Genomic DNA, 17031 nt, shown 5'->3' with positions numbered 1-17031 from the left:
ATGTATTATCAAACTGCTACCTTACCTGCGGTAGCGGTGGGTTCTGTCTGTGTCATCGTACCGGTTATCGTGGCCGGTATCTGATTCATCGGCCCAGCGTGGTCCGCCTTCGTACCCTCTGTTGAACTGCTGCCGGTCGCGGTAAGGCTCGGAGCCCATGCGCACCCTGTCGCTTCCTTTTTCGTGATGCGGACGGTAGTGCCTTCGCTGGTAGTCTGCATCATCGGCGTGCATGATGTCGTTCCAGGTATTGCGGATGGCATCGCCTGCCCGTTCAAAGAAGCCCCGGTCATCGTGGCGGCTTCTGTCTTCGTCGGGTGTGTAGCGGCCTTCGCGGTACCAGTTATGCGAACCACTGCCGTAGCGGTAATCATCTTCTTTGTAACGGCTTCGGGAGCCGGGACCTTCGCGGTAGATGTTATCGTGCGCATCGGGCCGTTCGTTGTAATTGCCCGGGTTAGCGTAATTCCTGCTGCCCTGGCTGTAGGGCTGCTGTTTGCTGAACCCGTGGGTGCCGTGGTCTAAGTAAGAGCGTTCGTTGCGGTAAGGGCTGTCGCGGCGGCTGCCGTAGTGGTCTTGCATGTGCGCGTGTTGCCCCTCGTGATAGGAGCTGCTGCCGGTACCGCTGCTGTAATAGCCCTTGCCACTGTCCTGGGCGCCCCGCTCGCTGGGCCCGGTATGGAAGTAATTTCCCTCGTCCCATTTGCGGTTGGTGTGCCTCCTGTCGTGGTGCCTGGCCTCGGGGTGTTCCGGGTCGTGGTCGCGCTGGTAAAGCTCACGACCTAAACGCTGGTTGTATTCCCCACGGCCTGTGTATTCTCTGTCAATATTCTTATCCCTATTCTCCATAGCTTTATTGTTTGATTTGCTTTTGAACATACCGCTTTTTATAAACGGCACTGTTTGTTTCTACGGAAAAAAGGAACTTATAGTTAAATAAGCAGAACGGAAGAGCAGCAGAGGCTATTGTGGCAGGAGCAGATAAATAAAAAAGTCTGCTGCTCCTGCCACAATAGCCTCTGCTGCTCATTAAACCGATAATTTTTAATTAAAATACTGCTGCACTATTTCGCGCACATCGGCTTCGGTTAAGGGTTTGGAGTAATGCTTTTTCACATCCGGATAATTTTTAAGCCGCTCCAGGTCATAAAAACTGGCCGAGGAGGTTAGCATCAGCATGATGGATTTTGCCTTGTCTATTTCTTCGAACCGCTGGTACTCATCCAGGAACTCAAACCCATCCATTACAGACATTTTAATATCAACCAGTATAAGGTCCGGCACAGGGTTGTCTTTCGTGGCATTATAGGCATTGGTAAGATAGCCAAGCGCTTGCTCGCCGTCTGTTACCACGCGTATATCTTTTGCTACCTGCATCCGCGAAAGAAGGCGGTGGTTGAGATAGTTTGTTGTTTCGTCATCGTCAATTAAAAGTATTGTATTGAGAGGCTTCATATTTCCTGTAATTCCTGCAATTGTTGTTTTACGCTTCCTTTTGTTTAAAGTACAGATAAAAGGTTGTTCCTTCGTTCAGTTTACTTTCAACATTTATATAGCCGCCATTGTTTGTTAGCAACCTGTTCACAATATACAAACCTAATCCAGAACCATTCACATGATTGTGAAAACGCTTAAACATCTTGAATAATTTGTTCTGGTGCCTGTCCATGTCAATGCCCAGTCCGTTGTCCTGAACCCGGAGTTCTACGTAGTCGCCGCTGCGGGCGGTGCTCAGGTAAATTTCAGGAGGACGGGTATGGTCGCGGTACTTAATGGCGTTGCTGACCAGGTTGTATAAAATGCTTTTCAGGTTTACGCGCGAAAACGTAATCACCGGCACGCTGCTAAAGTCTGTATAAATGCTGGCACCTGAATCGGTCAGGGAATCCTGTATGCTTACTTTGATATTTTCGGTCAGCTCCTCCAGGTCTACCTGCTCCACGTCGCGCACTTTGGATTTCTGTACCCTTACCACCTCCGACAGGTCGGTGATGGTGCTTTGGATCTGGTCGAGCGAGCGGTTAAACATTTCGATCATAATTTGAGCTTCCGGGTCGGTAAAGGCGGCAGACCGCGTCAGTTCCTGGAAAATGCCGGCCATGTTAATGATCGGGAGCTTCAGGTCGTGGGAGGCGGTGTACACAAAACTGTCGAGGTCGTAGTTGATGCGCTCCAGCTCCAGGTTTTTTTCCTGCAGCTCTTCTTCTGCTTTTTTATGATCCTCGATATCGGTGCAGGTGCCAAACCATTTAATTATGTTTCCGTGCTCGTCGCGCATGGGCATGGCCTGCCCCAGGAACCAGCGGTAGCTGTCGTCTTTCCCGTTTCTGAACCGGTATTCTATTTCGTAATACTCGCCGGTGCGGAGGGAGTGCTTCCACCTTTCGGACGTGCGCTTGCGGTCGTCGGGGTGCAGCACGTGCCGCCAGGTTGTGCCCAGGCTGTCCTCCAGCGACAGGCCTGTGTAGTCGGTCCAGCGCTGGTTAAAGTAATCGTGGTAGCCTTGCCCGTCTGTGGTCCAGACAATCTGGGGAATAGACTCGGCCAGGAACCGGAACTTGCGTGTACTTTCTTCCAGGGCGCCCATCATGCGCTTCTGGTCCTCGATGTCGGTATGGGAGCCTACCCAGAGCGAAATTCGGCCTTCGTTATCGAAAATAGGCACTCCACGCCCCAGGAACCAGCGGTAGCTGCCATCGTGGGCCGACCGCCAGCGGCTTTGGTTTACAAACGGCTCCCCTTCCTGCAGCGCCTGCCTCCAGGTAGTCTCCGAGCTTTCCAGGTCATCCGGATGAATAAACTTTTCCCAGCCCCTGTCGCTCAGTTCCCCGGATGTAGCACCTGTATATTCAAACCAGCGCTGGTTATAGTAGGTAACATGCCCGCCTGGCGAAGCTGTCCAGATCATGAGCGGGAGCGAGTCCAGTATTTTGCGTGCGTGGCTAATGCTTTCCTGCAGTTCCTGTTCTATGCGGGCTTTTTCGGTGATGTCTACCATGGCGCCGATCATGCGCACCGGGTTGCCCGCATCGTCTTCTATCACGTAGCCTTTGTCGTGGATGAGCATGTAGCTGCCATCGGCGCACCGGAACCTGTATTTGGCCTCCCAGTTTGTTTGCCCGTCTTCTATTACCTGGTAAACAGACCGTACGGTGGGTTCAAAGTCGTCGGGATGAATGCAGTTTTCCCAGAAGTGTATGCTGGCCTCAGTATCTTCGTTCCTGTAGCCGAAAAGCTCCTGAAAGCCATCGTTCCACCAGATCGAATTTTCCTGCAGGTTCCAGTCCCAGATCACATCGCTGGTAGCTTTGGCAATGCGCGCAAACCGTTCGTTGTTCTCGATTATTTCGCGTTTTCCGTCCAGTTCAATCATGGAACCGATCATGCGAAGCGGATTATTTTCCTCGTCATACATGACATACCCATGGTCGATCACGCTGGTGTAGGTGCCGTCGGCTTTTTTATAGCGGTACTCCCCTGCCCAGAATTTACCACCGGCTGCCAGCACGGCTTTCAGGCTTTGCAGCGTCTGCTTCAGGTCGTCGGGGTGTACCAGTTTTTTCCAGGCATTGTATTTTCCTTTATGATCTTTGACAGCGTATCCGAACGAATCTTTGTAGGCATCGCTGAAGGTTAACGTCTTGTTCGGGATATCCCATTCCCACACGATACCTCCGGCAGCACCTGCCAGCAGGAGCAGGCGCTTCTGTTCGGTGGCAGCCAGGTGTTGTTCCGTCACATCCTGCAGTTCGTGCAGCACACAGGTTACCTGCCCTTCTTCGTCTGTCAGGGGTTTCCCGGAAATATGCCAGTAGCATTCTGCATAACCGCTTCCGTCGGGTTTGGGCAGGTCGTAGCGCAGCCCGGGTATGTTGTAGGCAGTCTGGTTTTTCAGCGCATCGTGCCAGGCCTTTGTCAGGATTTCCTTAGAGCCCGATTCGGCTCCGGCATTCGCTTCCGGGAAAACCTCGAAGAAATGCCTGCCTATAATTTCGCGGCTTGTGGAAGTCCGTTTCAGAAAACTATCAGTTGCATCCAGGATTACCTGGTCCGGCGACAAAAGCACACATAAACCGGGAAGCGCTTTAAAGAGCTGTCCGTAATTTATTTTTAACTTTTGTACAGGTAAATGTTCCATCATAATTATAAACATCTGACGAGTGCAAGGCCCTCTTTCTAATGTTACAATTATTTGTACGCAGGAAACAGGCGTTCAGACAGTCCTCCGGTGGGTTTTTAGCAAACAAAAAGCTCCATTACTAAACCGAAGTAGCAGCAGCCACCCCAAATCCCTCGAAAACGGCCCTGGCATCGGCAATGGCACGTATGTCTTCGACAATAACAATCAGTTTGTCTTTCGCTTCTTTCAGGCGCGAGCGGCGCGGGTGCTGCTGCACATACCTCAAAATATTGCCAAAAGTATCCGACTGAAAATACTTATCGTTGTTGGCAGTAGGCAGATAGCCTTTCATGACTTCTTTTTTGATGGTGAGCTTCTCGAAACCTAATTGCTGCGCCTGCCACCTTAGCTTCACAATCTCGATCAGTTTCTGCACCTCGTCGGGCAGCGGCCCGAAGCGGTCTACGATGCTGGCCCGCAGCTTTTCCAGTTCCTCCATCGTTTTGGTGCTATCGAGTTTGCTGTAGAGACTCAGGCGCTCGCTGATGTTGCTCACGTACCAGTCCGGGATGAGCACTTCCATGTCCGTTTCGATGTTGCAGTCCTGCACCGGCTCTACAAACTGCTCCAGGTTGTCTTTGAGGAACAGGTCACGGAATTCGGTTTCTTTCAGCTCCTTGATGGCATCGTCGAGCACCTGGTGGTACATCTCGAAGCCCAGGTCTGTAATGAAACCTGTCTGCTCCCCGCCCAGCAGGTTACCGGCACCCCGTATGTCGAGGTCGCGCATGGCAATTTTAAAGCCTTCGCCCAGGTCGGAGAATTCTTCGAGCGTGCTCAGGCGCTTGCGGGCATCGGTCGGCAGCCCCGACACCGGCGGCGTGAGCAGGTAACAAAAGGCTTTCTTGTTCGAGCGGCCCACGCGGCCCCGCATCTGGTGCAGGTCCGAGAGCCCGAACATATGCGCCCGGTTGATGATGATGGTGTTGGCATTCTCGATGTCGAGACCCGATTCGATGATGTTCGTGGACACCAGCACGTCGTACTCGCCGTTCACGAATTTCATCATGCGCTTTTCAAGCTTCTCGGGGTCCATCTGCCCGTGAGCGTAAGTAACTTTGGCATCGGGCACGAGGCGCAGGATGAGCGAAGCCATTTCTTCAATGTCTTTTACCCGGTTGTGCACAAAGAACACCTGCCCGCCCCGCTTCAGCTCAAACACAATGGCATCGCGAATCAAAGCTTCGTCGAATACGTGCAGCTCTGTTTTTACCGGCTGCCGGTTAGGTGGCGGCGTGGCAATTACCGAAAGGTCGCGGGCGCCCATGAGCGAGAAGTGCAGCGTGCGCGGAATAGGCGTGGCGGTAAGGGTGAGGGTGTCTACGTTCACCTTCATCTCCTTGAGCTTGTCCTTCGTCTTCACCCCGAACTTCTGCTCCTCGTCGATAATCATCAGGCCCAGGTCCTTGAACTTGACGTCTTTGCTCACGATGCGGTGCGTGCCGATCAAAATGTCTACTTTGCCTTCTGCCACCCGTTTCAGGGTTTCCTTTGTATCCTTGGCGGTTTTGAAGCGGTTGATGTAGTCCACGGTTACCGGGAACTGCTCCAGCCTGTCGCGGAAGGTGCGGTAGTGCTGCATGGCCAGGATGGTGGTAGGCACCAGCACCGCTACCTGCTTGCCGTCGCAGGCTGCTTTAAAGGCGGCCCGAATGGCTACTTCGGTTTTGCCAAAACCCACGTCGCCGCACACGAGGCGGTCCATGGGGTGCGGCTGCTCCATATCGGCTTTTACGTCTTCGGTAGCCTTGCCCTGGTCGGGCGTGTCTTCGTAAATAAACGACGACTCCAGCTCGGCCTGCATAAAGCCGTCTTTGCTGAAGGAGTAACCGGGGGCGGCTTTGCGTTTGGCATAGAGGCTGATGAGTTCGTGGGCAATGTCTTTTACTTTGCCTTTTACCTTCTTCTTCTTGTTCTCCCACTCCGGCGAACCCAGCTTGCTCATGCTTGGCGGCCCACCTTCCTTGCCGCTGTACTTGCTTATCTTGTGCAGTGCGTGGATGCTCACGTACAGCAAATCGTCGTCACGATACACCAGCCGTATCGCCTCCTGCATGCGCCCGCCTACTTCTACTTTCTCCAGACCGGCAAAGCGCCCGATGCCGTAGTCCACGTGCGTTACATAGTCGCCGGGCTGCAGCGAGCGCAGCTCCTTCAGCGTCATGGCTTTGGTTTTGGAATGTCCTTCCTTGGCCTTGTGCTGGTAGAAACGGTCGAAGAGCTGATGGTCGGTGTAGCAGGTTACCTTGAGTGTCTGGTCGATGAAGCCTTCGCGCAGCGAGACCGGCAGGTGCTGGAAACGCACATCGTGGTCGAGTTCATCGAAAATCATGGTAAGGCGGTTGATCTGGCGCGGCGAATCCGTAGCGATGATATTCACAAAACCAGCGCCCTGCTGCTCGTGCAGGTCTTTAACCAGCCGCTTAAAATCCTTGTTGAACGACGGCTGCGGCTTGGCCTGCAGTTGCAGCACTTCGGCATTGTTTCTGAAATGAAAACGCTTGCCCATCTCCACCACGTTAAAGCCCTCCAGCAGCTGCTTAAACTGCTTCTGCGACTGGAACAGCTGCTCCGGGTCCGACACAATCTGGGTGCCGCCGCTGCCCGCCATCATTTTCTGAAAAGCATGCGAGGCTTTGTCAAAATACTCCTCTATCACATCCAGGGTCTGCCGCACATCCTTAAACCAGATGTTGGTGTTGTTGGGCAGGTAATCGAGGAAAGCTTCGCGGGTTTCCTGCAGCAGCTTCGTCTGCACGTTCGGAATGATAGAGATGCTTTTCTTCGTCTCCACCGACAGCTGCGTATCCGGGTCGAAGGTGCGGATGCTCTCGATTTCGTCGCCAAACAGCTCGATGCGGTACGGCAGGTCGTTGGCGTAGGAAAACACATCCACAATGCCACCGCGCACGGCGTACTGGCCTGCCTCGTACACAAACTCAGTGCGCTCGAAGCCGTACTCGTTCAGCATCTCGCTCAGGAAAGCCGTATCCAGCTTCTCCCCCACCTTCGCGCCCAGCGTATTTTCAACGAGCGATTTCTTGTTGATTACCTTCTCCGTCAGTGCCTCCGGGTACGTCACAATCAGTTCGCCTTTGCCGGTTTTCTGATTCAGGCGGTTGAGCACCTCGGCCCGCATGAGAATGTTGGCATTCTCGGTTTCGTCGAAGCTATAAGGGCGCTTGTACGACATCGGGAAGAGCAGTACTTCCTTGGTGTCGCCGATGAGGTTGCGGAGGTCGGTATAAAAATAAGCAGCCTCCTCTTTGTCGTGCAGTACAAAGAGCTGGTGCTGGTGATTCAAGGTATACACCGCCGAAGCCAGCACGGCATCTAAACTACCGGTGAGGCCTTTGAGTTGCAGGCGGTAACTTTTGTTGGCCTTCAGCCTGTCGGCAATGGTTTGCACCACGCTGTCGAGGCGGTACAGCTCTAAAAAATCTTTAACTTTCAAGGTAATCGCTCCTGTTAGTTCTTCTCTACTACAAAGATACTATTTCTTAACCGTTTATCAGAACTGAGAGGAGGGGGAGAAGGTTGCGGAAGTTTCAAAAGACCTTGCTTGTGCGCAGCTCCTGCGAGTGTCTGCTGCTTTGAAAAATAGTGCGCTGCTGAGTTGATGCGTTTCTGCTGTCAGACACTCGCAGGAGCTGCGCACACTGCGAGGTCTTTTTGCGAGCAAACGTTCTTTTAACTCGTATAGAAATGGATGCAGAAGACAATTCAGTTAGAGCCAGACAAGTTTTATCACCTTTATACCAGAGGCAACAACAAAGAAACCTTATGCAGGAACAAAGACGACTATTACCTGTTTCTGCAGCTGTACCGAAAGTACCTCACACCTTTTGTTCATACTTATGCCTATTGCCTGCTGCCCAACCACGTGCATTTCCTGGTACAGGTAAAGCCTGAAAGTTAATTAGTGCTGCGAAATGAAGCGGGAGCATTTTATAAGCCAATCGAAGTACCACGTCAGCTAGCCCACCTGCTAAGTGCTTACGCCAAAACCATCAATAACCGCTACGACCGTACGGGTCGACTGTTTCAGCACCGGTTTGGCAGGAAAGAGGTTACATCAGCAGCCTACTTTACAAGATTGGTGCATTACATTCATTTCAACCCGCAGCACCACGGCTTAATAGATGACTATAGCGACTGGCCCTATTCCTCTTACCACAGTCACCTTTCAAAAAATAAAACTACCCTGCAACGAAGTGCTGAAGTGGTTTGGCGGAAGAGAGGAATACCGAAGTTTCCACCAGAAAAATGCAGCAGACTTCAGCACAATTGCGCCACTCATAGAAGAAGATGAGCTATAAACGCCGGCTTCAAAAGACCTCGCAGTGTGCGCAGCTCCTGCGAGTGTCTGGCTGCAGTAACGCATCATCTCAGCAACGCACCATGTTACAAAGCAATCAATAGGTTCACCTGCCTCTACTCCGGCTGCATCAGTTTCCCGATAAACAAAATAGCTCCCGAAGATTTCTCCCGGATCAAAAACACGAAAGGCCGGTCAACGCGGATGGATGGCGGCATGGACGTAACGGAAACTCCTACCGAGGTAACAGCTGCCGCTTCGGTGCCTTCTTCATTTACTTCCACAAAAGTCTTGTGCTTTACTTCCGATATGGCCAGGTCAGACCGCCCCTCCACCATCTGGCTGAAGTCGGCGCTGTTGCTGAAGGCGATGCCCATACCCAGCTGCGTGAGCGTTTCTTTCAGCTCTTTTTCATACGCCAGCTTGAACTTGGGCAGGTAGAGTTCCATCCCGGATGTGTCGGCAGCCGCCAGCCAGGCAGCCAGGTTTTCCCCGGTCAGTTCGTTTACCAGGTCGCTTACTTGCTGCTGCCCCTGCGGCAACAGGATGGTCATACTGAAGTGGCGGTTGCCGTAGGGCAGGTCGATGAGCTGCTTCGTGTTGTCCTGGTACAGGAGGTACTTTCCGTTTTTCAGGTGCATGAAATCATGCGTCACGGTACTGCCGTTTTCGAGGCGGAAAAGCCCAGGTTGAGTCAGCTTTTTATCGAACGGGTAGGTCCAGGTACCCTTAAAGTAGATGGCATTTACCAGGAACAGCACATGCTCCGGTCTTATCTCCTCTACAATTTTATCAATCTTGTCGTTGGTCTTGTTCTGCACCCAGCTGTTGATCTGGTCTTTGGCCGCTGGTGAGTCAAAATTCAGCCCCTGCACGGTGGCATCGAAATAGGTCTGGTTTGTTTTCACAAATGGGGCCTGCAGCTGATAGGTATTCCTGTACCACAACGAGTTGGCCGAACGAAACTGCACCTTTTTATCCAGGGCAGGCAGCAGCTCCGACAGGCTCTTGTAGGCTTGGTTAATGTCGTTATCGGTAGGTAACTCCAGGGCAAGCGTTTTGCGCATCGCTTCTTTGGTAGCGCCATCTGCGCCGTTATAAGCCATGCCCAGCGCCATGCTGATGCTCAGCGGAGAAATGAAAACGTTTTTAGTGCCCTCGTCTTCACTGATGCTGGCAAACGCCCGGAAGGCAAAATTATTGGAGCTTTTAATAGCCGTAGCTTCCTGTGCTGTAACGGGCCGGACATCCGGCGTACTATCCGTTATTTCCTTTTGGCAGGCACTGAGCAGCAGAACGGCACCTGCCAGGCCTGCAACAGATGTTTTAATAAAATTTTTCATAGTATACCGGTTTCGTTAGCTGGAACAACATTAGTAAAAGCTGAAGCAGCGGCAAGGTTGGCACACCTTTCCTGCTATCGCCTTTATACTGTTGACCCCTGAACGCCAGCAATGGTTGCATAAAGGAATTCATTTCTGGTCAACGCCTGAAAAGCTTTAAAAACAACCAAAATTTTCTGCTGCACCAGCCACCACAGCCTCTGCTGCTCCTTCAAACCTGCAAACGGCGCTAAATAAAAAAGCGGAGGGGCCATGCAGTGCACAACCCCTCCGCTTTTTACCTTTTCAGGCAGGATTTAATGTTTATCGAGAACAGTCATGTCAAAAATCAGCACCATGTTTGCAAAACCACGCTGGTCATACGGACCATAAGCCAGATGAGAGGGAACAAATAAAAATCCTTCTTCTCCCTCTTTCATCAGTGTTAGCCCTTCTGTCCAGCCTTTGATCACGCTGGTGGTGCCAATCGTTACAGGAAAAGCCGACCCTCTGTTGTAAGAGTTATCAAACTCCTGTCCCCATAAAAATTTGCCTATGTAATGAACATCCACCTTGTCGCCGGTCTTTAACAGATCGCCGGTTCCTTCTTTTACTCTTAAATAATACAGCCCCGAAGCCGTTTTAATAAGATTCGTATTTGCCGCCGTAGTATCGATGTTGTTTTTCCGGAAGTAGGTACGAATATCCTTTTCGTCCTGTGCTTTCTGCTTTTCTACATCAAACCTGGGATACATACGAGCATAAGGATCTTCGGTCTGGCACGCGGAAACACCGGCAACAAGCACCACCAGCACAACTACGGCAACTGAAATTCGGTTTTTAAGAAGTAAAAGGATAGAGTGGAAATTCATAAAAAGAAATTTAATTATTGCTCTGGATTATTCTGGGCTGTGCTGCCCTGGTTTTCTACATTTACCAGCTCAACATCAAAACGCAGAATAGAGTTCGCCGGCATCTGCGGTCCTCTTTCCTGGGCTCCATAGGCCAACGATGATGGCACCAGCAGAATAGCCTTGCTGCCTTCTTTTAACTGCGTAAAGGCATCGTCCCAACCCGGAATTACCTGTCCCTGGCCAAGCGGGAACGTGAACGGCTCTTTGCCAAAGTTAGACTCCAGCTCTTTTCCGTCCAGGAACGACAGCTTGTAGTACACCGACACCATGTCGCCGGTGTTAGCCTTCGGACCTGTACCTTCCTGCGTAACGGCATAGTAAACACCCATTGGCGACTTCTGCACGTTCTTCAGGTTCTTCTCCTTGATGTAAGATTCAATGATCACACTGTCTTTCCCGATTTGAGCAACAGTAGCGCTATCGGTACGCAGACGCTCCAGGAACTGTGCCTGTGCAGCCTTCTGCATTTCGCCCATTACCTTCTGCTGCTCTACTTCAGCCTCTGCTCTTGTCATTACTTTCTCCATTTTAATGAAGAACGTCAGTTTGCTGCCCGGCTTAATTTCCTGCGGAAGCGGCTGACGGTACGTATGGGCAAAAAGTGAATCGGCGTTGATTTTGAACACACCGCTATCGCCGGGCGACAACATCATAATGGCTTCTTCCAAGCCACCTTTCATGGTAGGTTCCATTACCGGGATAAACGCCGGGAAAGCAGGCTTCTGCTCACGCGTATCCACCAGTGTAGAGTCTTCGGCATTTTTGATAGCCATATGCACCGCTACAATCTGACCGATTCGGGCTCCTGTAGTGTCGTTGTCTGCTACCTTACCTTTTGGCTCATACTCGCCTTTATCGGTCTTTTCAAAAATTTTATACTCCAGGCCATTCGCCGTGGTATAAAACTTGTCACTTTTTTTGTCGCATGCCTGAAACAAAAAAGCACCAGCAATAACTGGCAATAAGAGTTTTGTTTTAAATAACATTTTCTATAGGTTGATAAATTTTTTACTTGCTGGTGCTGCTGAGCAGCTGGTCTTTATAAAGCGGGATAAGGCTTTCGAATTTGGCTACCGTGGCATCGAGAGGCTCCAGCGACATGCCGCCTGCGGCATTGCGGTGTCCGCCGCCATTAAAGTGCTTCCGGGCAAAGTCGTTTACCGAAAAGTTGCCCACCGACCTGAACGAAATCTTAACAGCCTGTCCGCGGTCTATGATCACGGCGGCAAACACGATACCTTCTATGGACAAAGCAAAATTCACCAAGCCTTCGGTATCGCCTGTTTTGGAATCATAGGCTTTCAATTCGTCGGCTGTGATGGCAATATAAGCCGTTTTGTAGTCGTGCAGCACCACCAGTTTGTCCTTGAGGGCGTACCCCAGGAAGCGCAGCCGCAGTTCGGTGGAACTGTCGTAGATAAGCCGGTGGATGTTGGAGGTGTTTACCCCTATCTGCAATAGGTCGGCAATAATCAGGTGCACGTTTTTAGAGGTGCTGGGGTGGCGGAATGAGCCGGTGTCGGTCATGATGCCGGCATACAAACATTCGCCGATGCTGGTATCGATCATATCGCCATCGCCCATAGCTTTTATTACATCGTAAACCAGTTCAGCGGTAGCGGCGGCAGAAGTATTGGAAAAGTTAAGATCGGCAAATGCCTCAGGCTCCAGGTGGTGGTCGATCAGCACTTTTGTTCCTTTTGCCTCACGTATATAAGGCCCCATTTCGTTGATACGGGCGAGGGTAGAAAAATCGAGGCAGAAAATAACCTGCGATTCGGCAATAATGCGTTGCACCAGCGCATCGTTTTTCTCCGAATACACCAGCACATCGTCGTTCCCTTCCATCCAGGCCAGAAACGCAGGATAGTCGGACGGCGTAATTACCGTAACCCGGTGCCCTTTCTTTTTAAGGTAGCCTGCCAGACCCAAAGAAGAACCCAATGCATCGGCATCCGGTTTATGATGTGTCGTGATCATCACCTCTTTAGGCTCGCGAAGTAGCTCTTTTAGAGCAAGAATATCATGCATACTGCTACAGATAAATCCTCTGATAAATAGGGAAATAAGATGCGAATTTCTGAAGAAATAACTTCTAAAGCAATAAAAACGGTACTCGCGAAGCGAACTCTGCCATATAAACCGGAAAAAGGGCTTACACACGAAGCGAAACTGCAACCAAAAGTATTCTTTATTTAAACAAATACACTACTTTTGCGCTTCGAAAAAGAATTATACATTATAACAACCCAAAGACATGGCAGGAAAATACACATTTACCATGATCAAGCCGGATGCAGTGGCAGAAAACCACATCGGTGGCATCACTAAAATGATGGAGGAAGGCGGCTTCCGCATTGTTGCAATGAAGAAAACAAGGCTGACTGAGGAGCGTGCCGGTAAATTTTATGAAGTACACAAAGAGCGTCCGTTCTACGGCGATCTTGTAAAATATATGTCGTCTGGCCCGATCGTAGCCATGATCCTGGAGAAAGACAACGCTGTGGAAGATTTCCGTAAGCTGATTGGTGCTACCAACCCGGCACAAGCCGAAGAAGGTACTATCCGTAAGAAATATGCCAAGTCGATCGAAGCCAACGCCGTGCACGGTTCCGACTCTGACGAGAACGCACAGATCGAAGGCGACTTCTTCTTCGCTGCCGACGAGCGTTCCTAATTTCCCCGGAAAAAGAATTGTAAAAACGTCCGCTGAAGCCTTTTTCAGCGGACGTTTTTTATTTGTACCACCCGGATTTTTGTTCTGCACCTGCCACCACACCCACTGCTGCACCAAACCGAACCCGGCTCGTTCTCCGTTACATACTGACAAAAAAAGAGCGGCAGGTTTCATTTTAAAACCTGCCGCTCTTTTTTTGTCAGTACCGCGAACTACTTATCGCGCGGAATTACAAAACGCTGTCCGGGCCTGATCAGGTCCGGGTTATCGCCAATTTTATCTTTGTTGGCGTCGTAAATTTTAGTCCAGGCATTGGCGTTGCCGTAATGCTTTTTAGCAATTTTGGATAAGGAGTCGCCGCTTTGCACGGTGTACACATCCTGGTTTGCAGACGTATCGGTTATCTGCTGCTTATCGCTCGGACTAAAAAAGCCGTGTTCCGGATGTCCGGGCGCCTGCGACACTTTTTGGGTTCCTACCACCGGCCCTGTTCCTTTTGCCGGCTCTTCTTTTCCTTTTTTAAAAAAATCCAACAATCCCATATCATTAATTAATTTAAGTCAAACTTCAGTAAAAGCACCAGACACCTGATGCTAACCTAATTGTACGCCTTCTTATACAGTTGGTTGTGGTTTAAACTAACGCCTGTATTTAAGTTTAACTTAATTGTAGCAAAGGCCGTAATCACTCAAACCTGCTGAAACCGGTGAAGCGGCAGGCGTAAACAAAACAAAAAAACTATGAACAACATGAAAAATAGGAAAAGGCTGTTTGGCCAGTGGCACTACCTGATGGCGCTTCTGCTAACGCTGGCCATGGTAAGCTGCGGCGGCGAAGACAAAACCGGCGACCAGGCTATGATTTCGGGTGGAAACAGCAAGACCTGGCGTGCCGACAAAGAACTGACTGCCTCAGGCGATAAAGACAAACTGACCGATGCAGAAGAGCAGGAAACCATGCAGTTTTATGCCGATGGCCGTTTTGCGCTCGGGGGCGGCGGCACGCTGCAAACAGGCACCTGGTCGTACGATAAAGCTGCAAAACGCTTATCGCTGCAGTTTGAGGGACAAGGCGTTTCAGAAAACTTTACGGTGGAAGAACTGACAGAAAATGAAATGGTATTGGTGGCCAACGATGGTTCCAGAATGGAATTGAAAGCGGACTAACCTTCCTTTTTCAACAGCAGCCCTAACAAAAGCCGGTGCTAACGCGTGCTTTTGTTAGGGCTGCTGTGCTGATTACCTTCCTGGTTCACAAGCAGGCGCCGCATCGAAAGCAGACCAGCAACAGGCCCTGCCGCTAGTAGGCCGAACATAGCATGCGGCGGCCAGAGCGTGAGCAGGTAGTCCATGAGCTGGATACTTGCAATGGTAACGGCAAAGCCGATACAAACCACCACCGTTAAAGCCGTCCCGACCAGATGGGGCGGGGCCTTCTGGGCGTTCAGTGCCGAAAACTGCGGCGAATCCCCCGCCGCTACCACACCCCAGCCGAGCAGGAAAAGCAGAACCAGCAGCGGTGCCTGCAACTGCAGCACTATCACCGAAAGCACACAGCATAATCCCGAAGCAAAGAGCTGCAAGAAAGCGACCCTGGCGCTGCCCCAGCGCTGCGAAGCATATCCGCCACCCACACAACCCACTGCCCCCGCCGCAATCACCCCAAACGACCACATCGATACTTCTGACGGTGCTAGCTGTGGCAAGGCCGCGGATATAAGAAAAGGCGCAAAAGCCCACAAAGTATATAACTCCCACATGTGCCCGAAGTAACCCAAAGCTGCCGCCCGGAACTCCCGCACCCGGAACACCTGCAGCATGTTACCGGCATTAAAAACAGCGCCTTTACCCAGGTAGGGCCCCTGCGGCACCAGCACGTACATCAGCACCCCACCGGCAGCAGCCAGCCCGCTAACGAGCAGCAGCAAGGTTTGCCAGGGCAGCGATGCCCCCAGCGCCCGCAGCAGATGCGGAAAAGCAGTACCGATAACCAACGCGCCTACCAGGTAGCCAATGGCTTTCCCGAGACCGCTTTTGTACCAGCTGGTGGCTATTTTCATGCCTACCGGGTAAATGCCTGCCAGCAGAAAGCCGGTTGCCGCCCGCAGCAGCAAAACAGTGCTTAAACTTTCTGCTGCAGCTACCACCAAAGCGTTTGCTCCTGCTCCCAGCAAAGCGCAGCCCATAAACAGCAGGCGCGGCGACACGCGGTCGGCCAGCGATAACAACGCAAAACAAAAAGTACCCAGGATAAAACCCAGCTGCACGGCAGAGGTAAGCAAACCGGTGCCGCTGCCGGGCAGGTGCATCTCCTGTTGCAGCTCGGGCAGCACCGCATTGCCGGCAAACCAAAGCGAAGTGCCTGCAAACTGCGACAGCACAATTACCGGCAGTAAATAGCCCGGAGGCGCCACAGGAGTTGGCGGCAACTGTGTTTCTTTTGCGGATTTCAAGTAAACTGACTTAGAGGAGTGTTTGGTTTTACCCCTGCTCATAAATAGTTTCGGCAAACTTCTCCACAGCCTTCCGGGTTTCGGAGGTGTGCTCGAACATGCCCATGTGCCCGGTCTCGCTCAGGAAAAAAACAAAGCTCCGGTCTGGCAGGTGGCATTGCTCCAGTACTTTTTCAAGCGGCACAGCCCCGTCTTCTTTCCCGACGATAAACAGCACCGGGCATCCGATTTGCCGCAGCACCTGTGTCCGGTCGGGGCGGTCGCGCATGGCAGCCAGGGCACCGGTAATGCTCTCTTTTGGCGTTTGCTTGCCGATGCGCTTCATCAGCTCTATTTCCTGCCGCAGCCTGGAGCGGTTTCCTTCGTAAAAGAGCGGCTCTATAAACGGGTTGATAAAGGCGTCCACGCCATGCTGCTCTACAAAGGCAATGGTCTTGGTGCGGTTTTCTTTCTTCTCCTCGGTGTCGGGAAGGGCGGAGGAATGGAAGAGGCAGAGCCCGTCGAGCATAGAACCGTATTTCTCGGCAAACGCCATGCTGACGTAGCCGCCCATCGAATGCCCGACCAGGAGGCACTTCTGCACCCCCAGCGCATCGAGCTGCTTTTTCACGTCATCGGCCATACTTTCCATGCTGTAGTTGCTGATGTTTTGGGTGTTGTCGCCGAAGCCCGGTAAATCCAGGGCAATGGTGCGGAACTTTTGCTGCAGCGGCTTCAGAAATTCATCGGCCCAGACTTCTTTGCTTTCGCAGAAGCCATGCAGAAAAACAAGTACGTTGCCGGAGCCGCTGTCGGAGTAGGTGGTGTTTGCCATAGTGTTGCTGTTTATCTTGAAAAGCAAATATAAAGAAAGGACGAGAGGCAAAGGAAAAAGGATGGGCGAAATAAAAAACACCCGGCGGAAAACCGGGTGTTTCTATAGTTCTATTTTGTACTAACAGCTTTCAGGGACTTTGTTGGGGAGTGTAAACGAAACTGTGTCACTCATTTTTTTAATGGCTTTTTTGATGTTACGGCTTTAGCCTAACATCAAAAAAGTCAAACCCTCAGGTGGGTCCTGAGTCTTTCCTCAAACATGATAAAAAGCTGAGAGAAAGTCAAGGCCCAGTTAGGCAGTGGCATCGTCCATTTTTTCTCTACATTCATCACCACCAGGTAAACGAGCTTG

At 51.3% G+C, this 17031-nt stretch carries 16 protein-coding genes and 1 pseudogene; 4 read left to right on the top strand and 13 right to left on the bottom strand.

Annotated features, from left to right (window positions below; translation table 11 throughout):
- Nucleotides 1–21 precede the first annotated feature (21 nt).
- From DCW36_RS15505 to mfd, 4 genes are all read right to left on the bottom strand, one after another.
- On the bottom strand, nt 22–849 hold the full coding sequence (locus tag DCW36_RS15505) for a hypothetical protein (protein WP_114783912.1): 828 nt from the start codon (nt 847–849) through the stop codon (nt 22–24).
- A gap of 195 nt (nt 850–1044) precedes the next feature.
- The gene (locus tag DCW36_RS15500; protein WP_114783874.1) at nt 1045–1455 is read right to left on the bottom strand and encodes a response regulator; all 411 of its coding nucleotides are present in this window, start codon (nt 1453–1455) and stop codon (nt 1045–1047) included.
- Between the two features lie 28 nt (nt 1456–1483).
- Entirely contained in the window at nt 1484–4141 is a 2658-nt protein-coding gene (locus tag DCW36_RS15495; protein ID WP_164891155.1) for a PAS domain-containing protein, read from the bottom strand.
- 118 nt (nt 4142–4259) lie between these two features.
- Nucleotides 4260–7634 (bottom strand): transcription-repair coupling factor, encoded by a 3375-nt coding sequence (gene mfd, locus DCW36_RS15490; protein ID WP_114783870.1) that lies wholly within the window; start codon nt 7632–7634, stop codon nt 4260–4262.
- A gap of 255 nt (nt 7635–7889) precedes the next feature.
- Between mfd and DCW36_RS15485 the strand changes: the two genes are divergently transcribed.
- Both DCW36_RS15485 and DCW36_RS22625 read left to right on the top strand, forming a co-directional pair.
- Nucleotides 7890–8099, top strand: coding sequence for a transposase (locus DCW36_RS15485; protein ID WP_114783869.1), 210 nt, complete (start codon nt 7890–7892; stop codon nt 8097–8099).
- Nucleotides 8100–8322: 223 nt separating this feature from the next.
- On the top strand, nt 8323–8499 hold the full coding sequence (locus tag DCW36_RS22625) for a hypothetical protein (protein WP_164891154.1): 177 nt from the start codon (nt 8323–8325) through the stop codon (nt 8497–8499).
- A gap of 115 nt (nt 8500–8614) precedes the next feature.
- Here DCW36_RS22625 and DCW36_RS15480 read toward each other — a convergent pair whose 3' ends face one another.
- The 5 genes from DCW36_RS15480 to DCW36_RS15465 all read right to left on the bottom strand — a co-directional run bounded on the left by DCW36_RS15480 (nt 8615) and on the right by DCW36_RS15465 (nt 12765).
- A complete protein-coding gene (locus DCW36_RS15480) occupies nt 8615–9841 on the bottom strand; it encodes a serpin family protein (RefSeq protein ID WP_114783867.1) in 1227 nt (408 codons plus the stop codon).
- 83 nt (nt 9842–9924) lie between these two features.
- A complete protein-coding gene (locus DCW36_RS22620) occupies nt 9925–10095 on the bottom strand; it encodes a hypothetical protein (RefSeq protein WP_164891153.1) in 171 nt (56 codons plus the stop codon).
- 42 nt (nt 10096–10137) lie between these two features.
- A complete protein-coding gene (locus tag DCW36_RS15475) occupies nt 10138–10692 on the bottom strand; it encodes an FKBP-type peptidyl-prolyl cis-trans isomerase (RefSeq protein ID WP_114783865.1) in 555 nt (184 codons plus the stop codon).
- Between the two features lie 14 nt (nt 10693–10706).
- Nucleotides 10707–11696, bottom strand: a complete 990-nt coding sequence (locus DCW36_RS15470) for an FKBP-type peptidyl-prolyl cis-trans isomerase (protein ID WP_164891152.1) — start codon at nt 11694–11696, stop codon at nt 10707–10709.
- 46 nt (nt 11697–11742) lie between these two features.
- Complete coding sequence (locus DCW36_RS15465) at nt 11743–12765, bottom strand: DHH family phosphoesterase (RefSeq protein WP_114783861.1); 1023 nt, start codon at nt 12763–12765, stop codon at nt 11743–11745.
- Between the two features lie 226 nt (nt 12766–12991).
- Here DCW36_RS15465 and DCW36_RS15460 point away from each other — a divergent pair, with 226 nt between their 5' ends.
- A complete protein-coding gene (locus tag DCW36_RS15460; RefSeq protein ID WP_114783859.1) occupies nt 12992–13411 on the top strand; it encodes a nucleoside-diphosphate kinase in 420 nt (139 codons plus the stop codon).
- Nucleotides 13412–13623: 212 nt separating this feature from the next.
- Here the strand turns inward: DCW36_RS15460 and DCW36_RS15455 are convergent, their stop codons facing one another.
- Complete coding sequence (locus DCW36_RS15455; protein WP_114783857.1) at nt 13624–13953, bottom strand: LysM peptidoglycan-binding domain-containing protein; 330 nt, start codon at nt 13951–13953, stop codon at nt 13624–13626.
- Nucleotides 13954–14160: 207 nt separating this feature from the next.
- On the opposite strand from DCW36_RS15455, the gene DCW36_RS15450 reads away from it, so the two are divergent.
- Nucleotides 14161–14577 carry a lipocalin family protein gene (locus DCW36_RS15450; RefSeq protein ID WP_240676198.1) on the top strand — a complete coding sequence of 139 codons (417 nt, stop codon included), beginning with the start codon at nt 14161–14163 and terminating at the stop codon, nt 14575–14577.
- Between the two features lie 38 nt (nt 14578–14615).
- Here DCW36_RS15450 and DCW36_RS15445 read toward each other — a convergent pair whose 3' ends face one another.
- The 3 genes and pseudogenes from DCW36_RS15445 to DCW36_RS23070 form a co-directional block, all read right to left on the bottom strand.
- The gene (locus DCW36_RS15445) at nt 14616–15863 is read right to left on the bottom strand and encodes an MFS transporter (protein ID WP_240676197.1); all 1248 of its coding nucleotides are present in this window, start codon (nt 15861–15863) and stop codon (nt 14616–14618) included.
- 28 nt (nt 15864–15891) lie between these two features.
- A complete protein-coding gene (locus DCW36_RS15440) occupies nt 15892–16677 on the bottom strand; it encodes an alpha/beta fold hydrolase (protein WP_114783851.1) in 786 nt (261 codons plus the stop codon).
- Nucleotides 16678–16901: 224 nt separating this feature from the next.
- A pseudogene (locus DCW36_RS23070) lies at nt 16902–17031 on the bottom strand (IS256 family transposase); the annotation flags it as partial.

It is taken from the genome of Botryobacter ruber (genome assembly GCF_003347595.2).
Classification (GTDB): domain Bacteria; phylum Bacteroidota; class Bacteroidia; order Cytophagales; family Hymenobacteraceae; genus Pontibacter; species Pontibacter ruber_A.
This window is presented reverse-complemented; position numbering and strand designations above follow the sequence as displayed.

What these genes read in the sequence shown, in the direction of transcription:
- DCW36_RS15505 (WP_114783912.1), bottom strand. Translation starts at nt 849, where the DNA reads ATGGAGAATAGGGATAAGAATATTGACAGAGAATACACAGGCCGTGGG.
- DCW36_RS15500 (WP_114783874.1), bottom strand. Translation starts at nt 1,455, where the DNA reads ATGAAGCCTCTCAATACAATACTTTTAATTGACGATGACGAAACAACA.
- DCW36_RS15495 (WP_164891155.1), bottom strand. Translation starts at nt 4,141, where the DNA reads ATGATGGAACATTTACCTGTACAAAAGTTAAAAATAAATTACGGACAG.
- DCW36_RS15485 (WP_114783869.1), top strand. Translation starts at nt 7,890, where the DNA reads ATGCAGAAGACAATTCAGTTAGAGCCAGACAAGTTTTATCACCTTTAT.
- DCW36_RS22625 (WP_164891154.1), top strand. Translation starts at nt 8,323, where the DNA reads ATGACTATAGCGACTGGCCCTATTCCTCTTACCACAGTCACCTTTCAA.
- DCW36_RS15480 (WP_114783867.1), bottom strand. Translation starts at nt 9,841, where the DNA reads ATGAAAAATTTTATTAAAACATCTGTTGCAGGCCTGGCAGGTGCCGTT.
- DCW36_RS22620 (WP_164891153.1), bottom strand. Translation starts at nt 10,095, where the DNA reads ATGGCCCCTCCGCTTTTTTATTTAGCGCCGTTTGCAGGTTTGAAGGAG.
- DCW36_RS15475 (WP_114783865.1), bottom strand. Translation starts at nt 10,692, where the DNA reads ATGAATTTCCACTCTATCCTTTTACTTCTTAAAAACCGAATTTCAGTT.
- DCW36_RS15465 (WP_114783861.1), bottom strand. Translation starts at nt 12,765, where the DNA reads ATGCATGATATTCTTGCTCTAAAAGAGCTACTTCGCGAGCCTAAAGAG.
- DCW36_RS15460 (WP_114783859.1), top strand. Translation starts at nt 12,992, where the DNA reads ATGGCAGGAAAATACACATTTACCATGATCAAGCCGGATGCAGTGGCA.
- DCW36_RS15455 (WP_114783857.1), bottom strand. Translation starts at nt 13,953, where the DNA reads ATGGGATTGTTGGATTTTTTTAAAAAAGGAAAAGAAGAGCCGGCAAAA.
- DCW36_RS15450 (WP_240676198.1), top strand. Translation starts at nt 14,161, where the DNA reads ATGAAAAATAGGAAAAGGCTGTTTGGCCAGTGGCACTACCTGATGGCG.
- DCW36_RS15440 (WP_114783851.1), bottom strand. Translation starts at nt 16,677, where the DNA reads ATGGCAAACACCACCTACTCCGACAGCGGCTCCGGCAACGTACTTGTT.